We start from the raw sequence: 14,890 nt of genomic DNA, 5'->3' as shown, positions 1-14,890 counted from the left end.
GATTTTTATATCAACACCATGGCCAGAGAGGATATCATAATGGATGCCGAATACGGGGAAGTGGAAATGTCCGGACGGGTTGCCGGAAAGACTTTCCATAACTTCCGCCTGCTTGACAGCGTGGAAGATGCCGACAATGCGGACTTCCGCCACGGGGAGATAACCGTACCGGCAGACTACTTACTCTCATCGTATAGCGATGCAAAAGGTATTCATATCCGTATTTCCTATACGCCCGACAACCGGTTATTGACGGTACGGATTGCCATGGAAAGCGGTTCCGGCGGCGTGGAATATGTGCGTTGCGCAGCTACCGGCAAATGCTGGTTCCCTGTCATGCAGGAATATGATGACGGGACGAGGCAGGCGGTGACTCTGCCTTCGCTCTATGCCTTGAATGAAGACGGCCTCTATAACCTGCTGATCCGGGAAGACTGCCTGGTTGTCTACAGCGGCGAGGAGACGGACTTCGGGATCGGAGCCTCCAAGATGCAGAACGGGACATTCCTGCTCAAGGCCGTGGCCGGCAATCTCTACCAGCATCCGACTACCGGTGTGGGGCTGATAGACTTCCTGCACTCCAACATGGAGAACAACGGCCTGGCCGCCAAACTGCAGGCGGAGTTTGGTGCGGACAAGGTCGTCATCAAGAACGCCTATATAGACTCGGCAACGGGAGAACTGTTGCTGGAAACCGAGGAGAAGGAGGACAACCATGGGTAATTACCGAGTCATCACCGGACAGAACATCTATGATGTGGCCCTGCATCTGTACGGGAGCATCGAAGGGATTGTGGACCTGCTTATCAACAATCCGGATCTTTCACTGGAAACGGAACTCCGCACCGGGCAGGAATTGACCTATACCGACGGATTCATCATCAATGCCGATGTGGTCGCCTATAACGGGATGCACGGCATTGTACCCTCCAACGGTGAACGGCATGTCTATCCCAAACATTTCACCCTCCCGCAGGCGGCCGTATTTTCGTTGTCAGCGGCACTTGTGTCCGTGCAGTGCGAGGTTTCCGGAACGGGAACGTTGGAAATCGACTGGGGCGATGACAGTGCAGCGGAAACCGTCATTCTCGGCCATACACCGTACACGCTGCACCATACGTTCAACAGCCGTGTGCGCCACAAGCGCAGGATCCGGTGGTTTGCCGATGCCTCGTTCCGCCATATCGACTGGAGCGGCATGAACCCCTCGTCCGTCATCCTTCTCCGTGAGCTGCACGTGGAAGAACTGACGCTCCGGGGTTGTGCCCTTGCACTGGACGGTTTCCGGATTTTGTCGGGCACTTACCGGATAGACCTGTCCGGAAGCATGATATCCGACCTCTTGCCGCTCGTCGAATGCCGTGGCCTGATGGAACTCGACCTGTCGGAGGCGCGGATCAGGCCGACCGTATTGGACGAATACCTGATGGCTATCGTGGAACGCTACGGCAACCGGCGCAACTGCCGGATGACACTGCCTGTCTCCCCGACGGGGACTTACAGGGAGCCGGACCGGGACGAAACGACCGGGCGTTACCGTATCATATCGGGTATGGAGGCCATATGGGTCATCCTGCATGAGGAGAGCTGGAACGAGGGCGGAGCCTGGGAGTTTATCATCGACAATAAAACCTATACAGTGGAATGAGCCGTACGATCAAGGAAATATACAACGAGGCCGTTGCGGAACGCAACCGGAGGCTGGAGCTGGCAGAGTTTGCCAGTGACTCCAAGCTGTCTGTCATGAACGGCATCCTCTGGGTAGTGGCGGCAGCCATATACAGTTTCGAGACCCTGCTGGATGTCTTCGCGGTGGATATTTCCGAAGCCATCAACGGGCGTATCAACGGTACGCCTGCCTATTATGCCAATGCCCTGCTGCAGTACCAGCAGGGGGACGAACTGACGGTGCGGGAAGACGGGCTGGCGTTCGGCTATCCGAATGTCGACGAGAGCAAACGCATCATCACGCAGGTATCGTATGTGGAGAGTACCGATGACCGGAATCTGGACAGCAAGCTGATCCTGAAAGTGGCCACCGGCACGAAAGGCAACCTTTCCGCCATACCGCCTGAAGACCTGGTACCCATCAACGCCTATATCGGCAAGTTGAAGTTTGCCGGGACACGGGTGGAGGTCATCTCCACCAAGGGCGATGTGCTGATACCGCGCCTGACGGTCTTCCATGACGGGGCCGTACCCGAATCCGAGGTATATGACGCCATCGAGGAGCAGCTGAACGCCTATATGATGGAAATCGACTTCGATGCCGCCGTCTATGTCTCCCGTCTGACGGATGCCGTACATCGTGCGGAACATGTGACCGATGTCCATATTGACGAGGATGCGGTACCCGAACAGGGAATCTTCATAGCCAGCCACGATACCGACGGCCATATCCGGCCCCCGCAGCGTGTCGCCCGCATGACCCATACCGCATCGGGATACCTGAAAGAATCATCCGGCAAGGACGAGGAGGCCGGCCTGCCCAACTTTCGTGAGGCCATCATCCTGAAAATAGAGAACCATGAGGTATAAGTTATCCATAGACCGCACCGTAAACCGCCTTGTCCCGCACTATCTGTCGGGACGGAAATTCATCCTGTTCGTGCAGAGCTGCCTCTACCCGCTGCAACGCACCAACGAGTGGTTCCGCAGTTTCACGAGGGAACGGCACATCGAGGCGCGCATGACCTCGCAGGTCATCTATTTCGAGTGGTTCCTGAACTACCGGTTCGGTAAATACATCAAGGACGGCAAGGACCGCATCTTCATCAAGGACAGCACGGGTGTCGGTGTGGACCTGTACCACGAAGGGGCGGAATACCAGCGTCCTTTCACCGTATGGTACAACGGGGAACAGGTTACAACGGACAACGAGGCGGAACGCCCCCGTCCGTTCTATCTGCTGGAGGAAGAGAAGCTGATCAACAAGGTCAGCTTCATGGTCTGCGTCCCGCCTGTCACCATACCTCCGCAGGAACTGGTCTATATGCTTTCCTATGTGGTGAACACTTACAAGACAGCAGGCAAGACCTACCTGATCAAGATCGACGAAGACGAATACACCCCCAATAAGAATACAGGACAATGAAAGAATATATTGCGGAAACCGGCGGACGGTATACCTACTCGGACGATATCCTGAACTTGCAGGAACTGGCTCTCAGCATGAGTGCCGTTTTTGACGGCTGCTCGGACTTCATCATCTCCGGATGCGAGATCGAGGGTCCCCGCGTCTCCCCGGGTTATGTCTGGCTCGGCGGAAAGGTACGCCGTTTCGACGGCTGCGCCGATGCCGTTTATCCCTATTATATATACGAAATCAACCGGCATGAATCGGTGGTCTACGCCAATGAGGTCAACAAGCGCGGGCGTACCTGTTATCTCTGTGCCGGGGCCAGGGCTGTCCCGGATACGGTCGATCCGGTTACCGGCAAACTGCCGGCGGCTATCGAGGTGACGGAGAGCTACGCGCCCCGGTTCATCGACAAGTTCTTCGGCCGCTATGCCGTCCTGCTCGATACACCTTTTGCCCGGCAGACCGTCAAGAAGGATCTGGTGCTGGCCGGAACGTTCACCGGGCAGAAAGAAATCAACTCCAAGACTGCCGTCTCCGTCAGCGGCGGGAACGGCTACATGCTCAAAGGCATCGTCAAGGCGGACGGCCATGCCGCCATCGGTGCCTACCTGCACGGTCTGCTTGTCAACGAGATTGTCATCCGGACGGACGGCACGTTCAGTTTCATGAAACAGGGAAAGGAACTGGCCAGGGTTACGGAAGACGGCATATCCTGCGGTACTTCGCTGAGTGAAAACGCCCGGATCGGGACTGTCCGCATCAAGGGATACGACATCTATAACACCTCGGATGTGACGGATGAGGGTTGTATCCGTATCAATTACCACGGCACGGAAGGCGGAGGAACAAAATACCGTGACTTCGCCGTGCATGACGGAAAAGCCTGCACCACACCTGTTTTGAAAGTCATCGGGCGTACCGCCACCCTGCAGGTCGGCGGACTGCTCTCCCTGCAAAGCACCGGACGGGGTATCGATATTCAGAATACCGCCTATACGAAAGACAATGCCAGGCTGACAAACCTGATTACCTGGCGCGACAGTGCCGCCGCGCTGCTCGCCACCGTCGGCTTCGACACCGCTGACAGTTTCCGTTTTGCGCTGAGGAACGCTCTGGGCGACATCGTGCTTGCCCCTTTGGGAACGGTAGATGTGCTCGGTACGCTTAAAATCAACGGAAAATCCGTGTCCGACACCTATGTGACCGTCACAGCCTTTACGGAGGCGATGGGAAAGAAAGTGGATGCGGTAGAAGGCAAACAGCTCTCTACCGAAGACTTCACGACCGAATACAGGAAGAAACTGGCGGCTATCACTACCGGAGAACTGACGGAGGGCGGCGAAGGTTATGTCACATCGGGAACCGTCGCGGCGGCCTTGAAAATGAAACTCTCCGCCGACGGGAACCTTTCCGATGTCATGGACAAGGCTGCCGCCCGGAAGAATATCGATGTGTATTCCAAAGCGGAAGCCGGGGAGGTATTTCTGGAAATCTCCGAAGGATTGAAGGAGCTGGTGCGCCTGACGGCGGACGAGATCAGCGGGCTGACGGCAGAGGAAGCCGCCGAACTGAAAGCAAAGCGGCAGGCGGCCGTCAGGGATACCCTCGATGCCGAAAAGAAAGGTACCGGAGAGCTGAAACTGGCCAAGATTTCTAACCTGTCCGACCTTCCGGACAAGGGCAAGGCACGCAAGAACCTCGAAGTCTATTCCACGGCCGAGATAGACCGGATGATGGACGGCAAGCTCGGGACTGACTCCGCTTACGAGGGCATTGTCTTCACAGCCGAACTCAGGGACAAACTGCTGGAAATCAAGACCGGTTCGTTCGCCTACATGGATGAAGGTGGCATTTCGCACGCGCAGGTCGAGGGATACGTGATGACCTCGCAGGTTGTCAGGGAACTCAAGAAAAAGGCGGAACGGCTGATGGGCGGCTACAACGCTTCCGAAAAGGATACCATCGCCACCAACCTGAACCTGTATACCAAGGCCGGGGCGGACGCCCGCTTCGCCGCGCTTGAAAACCTGTTCCAGGATTACATCGACTTTTTGACCGGGAAAGGGAAATCCCCCATGGAAGCCCGGCAGCTCCTGCGGAACAAGTTGGACGTGTTGTCCAAGGACGAAATCGTCAAGGACTACCTGCGCAAGGACGGCAAACTTTCCGACCTGTCCTTGCCGACAGCGGAGGCGAAACGGCAGGCCTGCCGCGCTATCGGTGCCGCCTACGCGGAAGAATACCAGCCCCTGCTGGCGGATACAGGATGGATACGGATGGAAAACAGCGGTTCGGGAACAGATACCCAGGGGCTGTTTGTCCGCCAGATCGGGAATATCGTGTCCATACAGGGGTATATCAATACCGCACGCAGGGACGGCAGCAACTGGGGCGGCATCGTGGCCGTCATCCCGAACAAGATACAGCCCCCGAGATACAGCGTGCGCTGCAGCGCCGCTGACTGGAACGATGACCACAAGTACAACCGGGGCTCCTCGTTCACCATCTACGGCGGTTCGCGCAGGATACAGCTTTACGAGCGCGGTATGTACAATGTCAATGTAGAACTCAACTTCACCTATTTTGTATAGTCATGAAACATAAACTCAATGTAAACGGCGATATCGAAAGCCGCCGGAGGATTGCGGAGCGCAGGAACGTTCCCGTCCGTGAAACCGTACAGCAAACCATTCAACCACAACATCATGAAACAGAAGAAAATCAGGCGGCAGCCGCAGAAGAAACCGTCTCCCCGGCAGCAGAAGCCCCGAAAGCGAGAAGACGGAAGACCGCAGGGGACGCTTAAACGCTTTCCATTCGACGAGACACGGATAGGCTTCATGCTCCGGTATGAGATGCCGGTAGTCTATCATCTGCTCCGCAGGTTATGCGCCACGCAGCAGCCCTTCGAGCCGGACTGGCAGGTCATACGGTCGGTGGCGGAGGCATCGAAAGACCCTTCCTGCGGCAAGGCGAAGTTCCGCCGCTACCTGGACGAGTACCGCCGGGACGGGGTCTATTGCCGGCGCGGGAAACGGCTCACGCCGGGGCGCAAAGCCTACTATGAAGGCATATGCCGCCACAAGAGAGAAGAGTATATCCGCCGGAACCGCAGGAGGCTGCTTGCCGAAGCGCGGAACGCGCCGGGCGGCGACAGACTGCTCGGGGAGATTAAAAACATTCTTAAAATGAAACGGTAATGCGCTGAAGGACAATGCCGGTGACAAACATTCATGTACATGTATGGCTGTTCCGGGTGATTTGCCTAATTTTGTATTCCGCGGTCGCTGCAAGACCTTTCCATATTGTCAAATGAGTATCCTCTTTCGGGATACGGTCAGCGAGACATCCTCTCCCAGTTTTATCAGTTGAACGCGGACGGTGCAACCGAACCCGTCCGTCCTGTTACCAGTTTCTTTGCGATGCGGGTATGCCGTGTCGCATTCTTCGGGCATTTTTAAATCCATAAAACAAAGCGTTTATGCAAGAAGAAGAAAAGAACAACGGCATGGAAGGCATGTCTGTCGAGGAAATGTTCCTCGGCGTTCAGGAATCTTATCAGGAGGCACAGTTGCGTGCCCAGGAGGAGAACAGGGCTTTCGCCCGCACGGAGTTCTTCCGCATGGACAAGTTCGGGACTTACCGTCTCCGTATCCTGCCCATCGCTCCCAATCCGGACGGCTCGCCGACACGTCCGGGCTATGAGTATCCCGTCCACCAGCTGCTTCTGGAGCTGGAGAAACCCGCTACGGGGAACAAGCCCCAGAAGATGTATGTCACTGTCACCCGCGCTACCGATGCCGGATATAGCGTTGATCCCATCGAGACTTACCGCCGCATGGCCGTCGAAGCCGCAAAAGAGGACGGGGACGACAAACTGGCGGAAAAGATTGCCGGGGGCTCGTTCGGCGGCGGTCTGAAATACAGTTACGGCCACTGTCTCTATGTATTCGACCTGGGTGAACGTGCCAAAGGCGTGCAGATGATGACCCTTTCCCATGCCCAGTTCAAGGACCTGGATGAGAGGAAGTTCAAGCTGTGGAGCAAGAAACTGGCCAAGAATCCGTCTTACCCGTGCCCGGTTTCCTCGGTGTATGACGCCTATCCGGTGGAGATTGAAAAGCGCAAGAACGGAGCCAAGACCGAGTATGTCATTTCCATTGACAACGAATCGGAACCGGTACCGTTGACCAAGGAGGAGCTGACCGCCCTGATGGGTGCGCCGCGTATCCCGGAAATCATCTACCGCTACACCCGTTATCATCTGGGAGCCACCGTCGAGTTCCTCAAACAGTGCGACGGTATTTACGGCATGTCGCTCATGGAGACGGATGAAATGAAGACGGTCATCGACACGCTGGACGGTGAACTGCCCAAGGAGGACACATCCGCGTTCTCGTTCGACCGCCGTACGAAAGATAACAGGGAAAACGGGCGTGAAGGCGGAGGCGTCTCGCTGGACGACCTTTTCGAACGTTATGACGAGCTTCAGCGGCAGGAACTCGGTGACAAGACCGAGGAGGGCCAGGAGCTGCGTGCGATGATCCGCGGCTACATCGAGCAGGAAGGGCTCTCCGTGCGTGTCACACGCTCCACGAGCAACCGTGAACTGCTCGACCTGATCGAAAGCGAGATGGAGGGTCCGAAGCCCGGAAACGAACCGGAGGATGCCCCCGGGGAGGAAGAAGAAGAAGAGCAGCCGGAGGAAACGGAAGAACGCGCCGGGCGTCCCCGCCGCCGCAGATAAGCCTTTCACAAGTTCTTGAATTCTAATCCGACGGGAGGCATCCGGGCCTCCCGTCCTAATCACAATCGCTTAGTATGAAAGAGAACAAACCCTGCCTTTTGTTATTGAATGACATCCACATCTCGAAAGACAACATCCCTGCATTCCAGGCCAACTGGCAGGAGGCCATGGGGATTTGCAGGGAACGGGGTATCCGGGAAGTGGTTGTCGGAGGAGACCTGTTCTTTTCCCGTGCCGCCCAGACACTCGATGTCCTGCTGGCCGTCAGGGATATGCTTGTATCCGCCGCGGACCATGGCATCCATGTCACGCTGGCGGAAGGAAACCACGACAAGGTGAACCAGGAATCCCTGCGCGGATATTGTCATGTCTTCGACCGGCATCCGAATGTGACTGTCGTGGATGAGTACCTGACCCTGTGCCGTCCGGAATGGAAGTTCGCGCTCCATGTAATGAGCTATTTTCCGGAAGACGGCTCTTTTGCCGAAAGGCTCGGACGATTGGCTGCGGAAGCGCTTTCCGGAAAACCGAAGCACTTCCTCTACATCCATGAGGGTATCAACGGGGCATTGGCACAGCCTTCGGAGAAGGAGCTGCCTGCCAGGATATTCTCTCCTTTCGACAAGGTCTTTGTCGGCCATTACCACAACCGTACCGTCATTCCGGGGACGGGAATCGAATATATCGGTTCCTCGCGCCAGCACAACTTCGGGGAGGACGAGGAGAAAGGATACACGGTGCTGTATACGGACGGCACGTACGAGTTTGTCAAGAACCGCGTGAACATGCGGTACCGTGTCATGGATGTGCCGGCGGAACGTGCCGGGTTGCACCTGATGGACGAGCTGCGTGAAATGGAGGCCGACGGCCGCTACAAGGTCAAGGTGCGTGTCCATGCACCTGCCGCCGCGATGAAATCGGTGGACAAAGCCGCCTTGCTGGAAGCCGGAGCGGCGAAGGTGGAACTGGTTGCCGATGACGAGCAGCTGCCGGAGGCGGTATCCTCTTCGCTCTTCGAGAAATTCGACAGCCGCCGCATCCGGGAAACCTACGAGGACTTCTGCCGGGAGAAACAGATCGAGGATGTGTCGATGGGATTGGAGTATTTATCTAGAATAGAAAACAGGTCATGTGGAAATTAAAGACGATAGAAGCCGAAAATCTCTGCGCCTTCCGTTCACTGTCCTACATGCTGCGGCAAGGCGTGACGACATTGATTTTCGGCGATAACCGGGACAATGAGTCCCAGCAGTCGAACGGGGCCGGCAAGTCTGCCCTGTTGGAATGCATTGCCGTGGGTATTACGGGCAGCCCGCTTAGAAAGATACGCTCGGAGGAGATTATCAACGATGCGGCGGAAGAATGCCGCGTCGCCTTACATTTCATCAACGATTCCGCCACCGAGGAACTGCTCGTCAACCGCCGTATCCCGCGCAAGGGGACTTCCTCTGTCAGCTGCACGCTTTACCGTGGGGGCAGGCAGGTGATGACCGACGAGGCGGTACAGCCTTCGGTTGATGCCTATAACCGGTATATTCTTGACAAACTGGGTGTCACACGCGACGAGCTGCTCAACAATTTCATCCTTTCCAAATACCGGTATGAGGATTTCCTCTCGTCATCGGACAAGGAGAAGAAAGAGGTCATCAACCGTTTTTCCAACGGTATCCTGGTGGATGAAGCCATAGCCAAAGTGGAGGAAGACATCGTGCCGCTCTCTGAAAAGAAACGGCAGGTGGAACTGGAACTGGCCGGGTTGGACGGCCGTATCGGGATGTTGCAGGAGCAGATACGCAAGGAGGAGGAAGCCGGAGCCGAGCGGGGACGTACCCGTGTGGAACGTATCGCGGGACTGGAAGCGGCCATAGCGGCCAAGAGGGAGCAGATCCGTACCGGGCACGAGACCGTGGACAGGCTTGAGGGACAGCTTGCCGGAGTGCAGCGGGCGGACGAGGCTTTGCAGGAACTGGAAGCCGGAGATACCGCATTGGAAGCGTGTCTGGAAAAGATAGCGGAAATGATGTCCCTCTTTCCCGATGCCCGGCAGACGAAGTGGGACAAGGTCATTGCCGAAAAGAAAGGACGGTTACAGACCGCCACAGAGCGGCTGAAGGATTGCGATGCCGTCTTGAAGCAGGCGGAACAGGGACTGAAAAACAGGACTGACGGCTGGGAACAGTTCAAGAAGGAGTATGCCGCATTCTGTGAGGCATACAGGGATCAGTCCGATACGACTGCGGAGAGACTGAGGAAAATCGACATCCGTCTGCGCGACCTGTCCGGCAGCATCGAGGAACTGCGTCATAAACGGCGTATCGTTTCTGCCGGTATCGACAGCCTCTCGAACAAACTGGCCGGCTCCATCACCTGTCCTTTCTGCGGGCATGAGTTTCTGGTGGCGGAACCGCAGTTCGACATCAAGGCCGGCATGAAGGAACTGAAACTCCGTCAACGGCAGCTCACGGAAATCAACGGCCGTATCGATGAGAAGCGGGAGGAGACGGATGCCGTGGAGTTGCAGCAGAACCGGCTGAACCATGAGCGCCGGACATTGGAAGGCAGACGCACCGGATGGGAGGAGCAGCTGGCCGGGCACGAACGGGCCGTCAGGAATGCCACCCGCCACATGGTAGAGGTGGAAAGCGGGCATAAACGCATCGCTTCCGAAATTACCGCCCTGCAAAGTGAAATCGAAGGTGTCCGCCGCAAGGTATTCGACGAGGTGTTCGGATTCATAGACGAGCGCAATGCCGCACTGAACCGCGGCATACGGGCAGGCAAGGAAGATATACAGGCCGCGGCCTGCGCCATCGACACCTTGCAGGCCACGATCCGGGAGCTGGATGAGGCGGCTTCACCCGACCTCATACAATCGCTCAAGGACACTCTCCGTGAAACGCGCGGGAAATCCAACGAGGCGGCAGGGCGCAAGACGGCCGTCGATGCCCGGGTCCGTGCCCTGGAGATACAGCGGGAACGGTTCGTGCAGTTCAAGACCTATCTGGCCAACACGAAAATCGAGGCGCTCAGCCGTATCACCAACGAATTCCTGCAAGACATCGGCAGCGACATCCGTATCCGCTTCGACGGGTATACCGTCCTCAAGAGCGGTAAGGTAAGGGAGAAAATCTCCATCTCGCTGTTGCGCGACGGCATGGACTGCGGCTCGTTCGGCAAGTTCTCGGCAGGCGAAGCCGCCCGTGTGAACCTGGCGACCATCCTTGCCATGCAGAAACTCGTGAACGGCAACTGCGACGGGGACAAGGGACTGGACCTGCTCGTGCTGGACGAGATACTCGAGGCGGTCGATGAAGCGGGGCTGGCCTCCATGTTCGAGGCGCTGAACTCGCTCGGCGGTACCGTGCTGGTCGTCTCGCACGGGAATGTGGCGGAGGGGTATCCGCATAAACTGGTAATCGTGAAAGAGAATGGCGAATCGAGACTCGGAGAATAGCGTACTGACCCGGGAGCAGGTACTGGCGCTGGACATCGCCACGCATACCGGATACTTCTCCCTGCATGAGGCCGGGACATGGAACTTCACCGAAAGCAAACGGCGCAACGGCAACAAGATGCACGGCGCTTTCAGGACTACGCTGCTCTCGCTGCTCCGCCGTTACGGCATCCGCCGCGTCGTGGCCGAGGATGTGAGCGTGAACCGCCATTTCTACGACATGCGGCGGCTCTCGGAACTCAGGGGCATCCTGCTCGAAGTGTGCGATGAACTGGATATCCCGGAACCGGAGTTCGTCAACCCGGCTGTCCTCAAGAAATGGGCGACGGGAGACGGACACGCCACCAAGACGCAGATGGTTGCGGCCTGCAAGGACAGGTACGGTATTGTCCCGGTGGATGACAACGCGGCGGATGCCTGCCACCTCTTCTACTATTATATCCGCAGGCACAGGCTGTGACAAGCCGACAACGGTTTGGATTTTTTCCGGGCGGCGGTAATGCTGCCGCCCGTTTTTTCAATTGACGCTCACGGTAGCTGACAGATTAGGACATGAGATTCATTATCAACATTTTCAGTCAGTGGAAACGTGGAAAAGAAAGATGTGTTTATTGCGGTTCTCCAGCCTGAAGACGAATCCGCGAGACAGAGGGCGGAACTTCTCAGAAAATATGTGATGCCGCACAGGAATCTGATATACAGCATTTGTATCAAATATACCTATAACCAGGAGGACATCGAGGACAACTACCTCGAGGCGTTGGCCAACTTCTTCAAGTATATGGACAGTTATGACCCGGCCCGGCCGGTAAAGACCTGGATCTATGCCGTGACCAAACGGCTTGTGGCGGACCTGAACAACCGCAACAGGAACCGCATGCCCCCGGATGACAATATCGACATTTCGGAAATATCCTCTTCGCTGTCGGATGAGGACGAACCGTCGGGAAACAGCATGGGGATGGACAACTACCGCGAGTTCTATAACGATGACATTCTCTGGGCATTGGACCGGCTCAAACCGATTTACCGGGAAGCCCTGCTCTTGCAGCAGGCCGGTTACAAACTCGGGGAAATCATGGAAATCACCTATAACAACGGTACTTTGCAGACCAGGAACGTAGAGACGGTAAAAAGCCGCATTTTCCTGGCCAAGACGCAGCTGCGCAAACTATTGACACGCGATGGAGAGAAAAGAATGGATTGACGGATGCCGGAGGCTCTTTACACGGCTGGTCCGCACCACGGTGTGGGCGGATTTTGTGTTCCCTGCCGGCGGCAAGTCGGACAGGCAGCTCGGGATGTGTTTCGACGGCTTGTGCCGGGAGGTCGTCTCCGTCAGCGCGGAACGCTTGTCCGACTTCTGTATCTGCCAGACATATGCCATTTCCGGATATGATACCGCGTATCGCAGGAAATGGAACGTCTCCCATTCATTCGGGAAGAAAGCCATCGGCCGCTATCTCCGCTCGGGAAAGGAACGCCGCTACCGGGAGGACCGGTGGCTGAAGAGTTTCGGGCTGTCACGGCAGGATCTGGTGCGGGCGGTGGAAGATCGCCGCAGCCATCCGTTCGGACGTTTTATCTATCCGGAATACGAGGAGGCGACCAAGCGGCGACTGCTCTCCACCGAAGCGGGATATCTCGTCTGCGCGCTCTCCACGCTGATGTGGACGCCTTTCTCCCCGTCATGCTCAAAATGTGCGAAAGCGGAGCCGTGCCGCAGAAGGACACAGGCGCGCTATCCGGAACTGTACCGTATCCGCTGTGAGGCGTGGCGGAAAAAGGAGGCAAAGCCATGAGTGCCGTCAATCCGCTCAGTGCCGAGTTCCTGTATGAACTCTATGCCACGGCGCTCAGGCAGGAACCGTTGTGTGCCGTCCTTACCCGGCATATGCGCAAGGAATACCTGCCGGACCGTTCGTTCCAGCGGGTACAGGAGGCGATAGCCGCACATTTCAGGACATACAAGACACCGCCGTCGTATGCCGTGCTGGCACAGACCTTCCATGAGGATTACGACGCCATCGAGCTGATAGACACTTTCCGGGAGTATGACGAGGGACAGAGCGCCGAGGTGATGACCGACATGCTGGAGTCCTACATCAAGGGGGTCCGGTTGCAGTCGGTCTATGCGGAGGTCGGGAAACTGTATAACGAGAACAAACAGGACAAGGCGGAGAAGACTCTTCGGGAATATGCCGAGTGGCTGGCAGGGTTCACGCTGAAGAGCACCTCGTTCGTCGATGTGGCCGCGACTTTCAAGGAGCGTTTCGAGAGGAACCGCCGGCGCGAGGAGGAAGAGGAACGCTCGGCCGCCCCTCGTGTGTCCCGCTTCTATATCCCGTATCTGGATGCGCTCAATGCCGGACGTAACCTGCGAGGTCAGCTGACCTGTTTCCTGGCCAGCACAGGCGTGGGAAAGTCACACATCGCCAAATGGATCGGTGTCAGGGCGGACATCGATGACGGGCTGCATGTGCTGCATTTCCAGCTGGAAGGTTCGGAAGAAGAGGCGTTGAACGCCTATTCCGGCGGACTGATTTCCAGGAACGCCTACTATTACGAGCGGGGAAAGATTTCGGATACGGAGATGAGACATCTGGAAAAACTGGTCGCCTCGTATGCCGGAAGCATCACGGTGCGCAGTTACCCGCGTTTCAATGCCCAGGTCTCGACACTCGACATCAAGAACGGCATTTCGGAATACAGGAAGCTCAAAGGATATAATCCGGACATCGTGATTGTGGATTCGATGGACTTGCTGACGGATGCCAACCGCCGTTCATGGGGAGCCGACCATGAACGGGCGAAGCGTATCGCGGTGGCTAATGACCTGAAGGACCTGGCGGCGGACGAAAAGGTATGGATGGTGGTGACTTACCAGTCTACCATCGAAGACCGGGAGTGGCTGAATGACGAGCGGAACGTGCTGACCGAGTACAACTGTTCGGAGGCCAAAGGTCTGGTACGCCCGTGCACGCACCTTGTTTCGCTCAACCAGTCATCGGCTGAAAGAAAGGAGAACGTGATGCGCCTGCACGTGGCCAAAAGCCGGTTCTTCAAGAAAGGAGACACTATCAGGATTGCCACCGACTACGACAACGAGGTGTTCTATGACGGGCAGAGGACGCTGAATCTGAATAGGGAATAAAAAGCCATCGATCCGGATGCAGTGTGTCGGTGGCTTTCTGACCTGTAACAGGAATGTTGAGTATATATGGCAGATTACATGCGTAAAAACCAATTCCGGACAGATACGATTTTTATTGTATGCCCTTTGTATTCCGCCATATCATCCGTTCCCCATGTTATCAACAGCAGGGTTTCACTTTGCAATTCCCTTGCCGCCTCCTCCAAAGCTTTCAGTTCACGTTCACGGGTCTTGGCGTCCGAGATATCATACGACACTTGTACCAGACAAGAAACCTTGTACCCGGCCTTGAGTACAAAATCAATCTCTGTGTCATTTTTTGTGTGGTAATAGAACAAGGTATCGTAGCGTGTGATCATTTTAGAAAAATGCAATAATTGCAATAACATAAAATGAATTGCCATTGAGTTTTCACAAGAAACGACCGACGGCAGTTTGGGTAAAACTTTGATC

At 56.2% G+C, this 14,890-nt stretch carries 16 protein-coding genes; 13 read left to right on the top strand and 3 right to left on the bottom strand.

Annotated elements, in window-relative coordinates:
* Window positions 1–39: 39 nt before the first annotated feature.
* The 3 genes from KTR07_RS03660 to KTR07_RS03650 are packed head-to-tail and all read left to right on the top strand — an operon-like array spanning window position 40 to window position 2,538.
* Window positions 40–723 (top strand): hypothetical protein, encoded by a 684-nt coding sequence (locus KTR07_RS03660; RefSeq protein ID WP_217315199.1) that lies wholly within the window; start codon window positions 40–42, stop codon window positions 721–723.
* Entirely contained in the window at window positions 716–1,648 is a 933-nt protein-coding gene (locus KTR07_RS03655; protein WP_217315170.1) for a hypothetical protein, read from the top strand. The genes KTR07_RS03660 and KTR07_RS03655 overlap by 8 nt, the downstream gene beginning before the upstream one ends.
* Window positions 1,645–2,538, top strand: coding sequence for a hypothetical protein (locus tag KTR07_RS03650; RefSeq protein ID WP_217315168.1), 894 nt, complete (start codon window positions 1,645–1,647; stop codon window positions 2,536–2,538). Before KTR07_RS03655 ends, KTR07_RS03650 begins: the two co-directional genes overlap by 4 nt.
* Before the next feature lies 1 nt (window position 2,539).
* Here KTR07_RS03650 and KTR07_RS28380 read toward each other — a convergent pair whose 3' ends face one another.
* Window positions 2,540–2,677: a hypothetical protein gene (locus KTR07_RS28380; protein ID WP_230325894.1), complete on the bottom strand. Its 138-nt coding sequence runs from the start codon at window positions 2,675–2,677 to the stop codon at window positions 2,540–2,542.
* Window positions 2,678–2,689: 12 nt separating this feature from the next.
* On the opposite strand from KTR07_RS28380, the gene KTR07_RS03645 reads away from it, so the two are divergent.
* The 3 genes from KTR07_RS03645 (at window position 2,690) to KTR07_RS03635 (ending at window position 6,282) form a co-directional block, all read left to right on the top strand.
* On the top strand, window positions 2,690–3,094 hold the full coding sequence (locus KTR07_RS03645; RefSeq protein WP_254306531.1) for a hypothetical protein: 405 nt from the start codon (window positions 2,690–2,692) through the stop codon (window positions 3,092–3,094).
* The gene (locus KTR07_RS03640) at window positions 3,091–5,673 is read left to right on the top strand and encodes a hypothetical protein (protein ID WP_217315164.1); all 2,583 of its coding nucleotides are present in this window, start codon (window positions 3,091–3,093) and stop codon (window positions 5,671–5,673) included. The genes KTR07_RS03645 and KTR07_RS03640 overlap by 4 nt, the downstream gene beginning before the upstream one ends.
* A 114-nt stretch (window positions 5,674–5,787) precedes the next feature.
* Window positions 5,788–6,282 (top strand): hypothetical protein, encoded by a 495-nt coding sequence (locus KTR07_RS03635; RefSeq protein WP_048699037.1) that lies wholly within the window; start codon window positions 5,788–5,790, stop codon window positions 6,280–6,282.
* 108 nt (window positions 6,283–6,390) lie between these two features.
* Here KTR07_RS03635 and KTR07_RS03630 read toward each other — a convergent pair whose 3' ends face one another.
* On the bottom strand, window positions 6,391–6,549 hold the full coding sequence (locus KTR07_RS03630) for a hypothetical protein (RefSeq protein ID WP_004322843.1): 159 nt from the start codon (window positions 6,547–6,549) through the stop codon (window positions 6,391–6,393).
* Window positions 6,550–6,563: 14 nt separating this feature from the next.
* Here KTR07_RS03630 and KTR07_RS03625 point away from each other — a divergent pair, with 14 nt between their 5' ends.
* From KTR07_RS03625 to KTR07_RS03595, 7 genes are all read left to right on the top strand, one after another.
* Window positions 6,564–7,829 carry a hypothetical protein gene (locus KTR07_RS03625; protein ID WP_217315162.1) on the top strand — a complete coding sequence of 422 codons (1,266 nt, stop codon included), beginning with the start codon at window positions 6,564–6,566 and terminating at the stop codon, window positions 7,827–7,829.
* A 74-nt stretch (window positions 7,830–7,903) separates the two neighbouring features.
* The gene (locus KTR07_RS03620; protein ID WP_217315160.1) at window positions 7,904–8,971 is read left to right on the top strand and encodes a phosphoesterase; all 1,068 of its coding nucleotides are present in this window, start codon (window positions 7,904–7,906) and stop codon (window positions 8,969–8,971) included.
* Entirely contained in the window at window positions 8,959–11,283 is a 2,325-nt protein-coding gene (locus KTR07_RS03615; RefSeq protein WP_217315158.1) for an SMC family ATPase, read from the top strand. The genes KTR07_RS03620 and KTR07_RS03615 overlap by 13 nt, the downstream gene beginning before the upstream one ends.
* Window positions 11,258–11,743: a crossover junction endodeoxyribonuclease RuvC gene (locus KTR07_RS03610; RefSeq protein ID WP_004293563.1), complete on the top strand. Its 486-nt coding sequence runs from the start codon at window positions 11,258–11,260 to the stop codon at window positions 11,741–11,743. The genes KTR07_RS03615 and KTR07_RS03610 overlap by 26 nt, the downstream gene beginning before the upstream one ends.
* A gap of 144 nt (window positions 11,744–11,887) precedes the next feature.
* Window positions 11,888–12,490, top strand: a complete 603-nt coding sequence (locus KTR07_RS03605; protein WP_217315156.1) for an RNA polymerase sigma factor — start codon at window positions 11,888–11,890, stop codon at window positions 12,488–12,490.
* A complete protein-coding gene (locus KTR07_RS03600; protein WP_217315154.1) occupies window positions 12,468–13,085 on the top strand; it encodes a hypothetical protein in 618 nt (205 codons plus the stop codon). The genes KTR07_RS03605 and KTR07_RS03600 overlap by 23 nt, the downstream gene beginning before the upstream one ends.
* Window positions 13,082–14,437, top strand: a complete 1,356-nt coding sequence (locus tag KTR07_RS03595; protein ID WP_217315152.1) for a DnaB-like helicase C-terminal domain-containing protein — start codon at window positions 13,082–13,084, stop codon at window positions 14,435–14,437. Before KTR07_RS03600 ends, KTR07_RS03595 begins: the two co-directional genes overlap by 4 nt.
* Window positions 14,438–14,511: 74 nt before the next feature.
* Here the strand turns inward: KTR07_RS03595 and KTR07_RS03590 are convergent, their stop codons facing one another.
* Window positions 14,512–14,841 (bottom strand): ATP-binding protein, encoded by a 330-nt coding sequence (locus tag KTR07_RS03590; RefSeq protein WP_182424610.1) that lies wholly within the window; start codon window positions 14,839–14,841, stop codon window positions 14,512–14,514.
* Between the last annotated feature and the right edge of the window lie 49 nt (window positions 14,842–14,890).

It is taken from the genome of Bacteroides sp. MSK.20.82 (assembly GCF_019052485.1).
Classification (GTDB): domain Bacteria; phylum Bacteroidota; class Bacteroidia; order Bacteroidales; family Bacteroidaceae; genus Bacteroides; species Bacteroides thetaiotaomicron.
The sequence above is the reverse complement of the archived record's forward strand: the minus strand, read 5'-3'. Positions and strand labels throughout refer to the sequence as shown.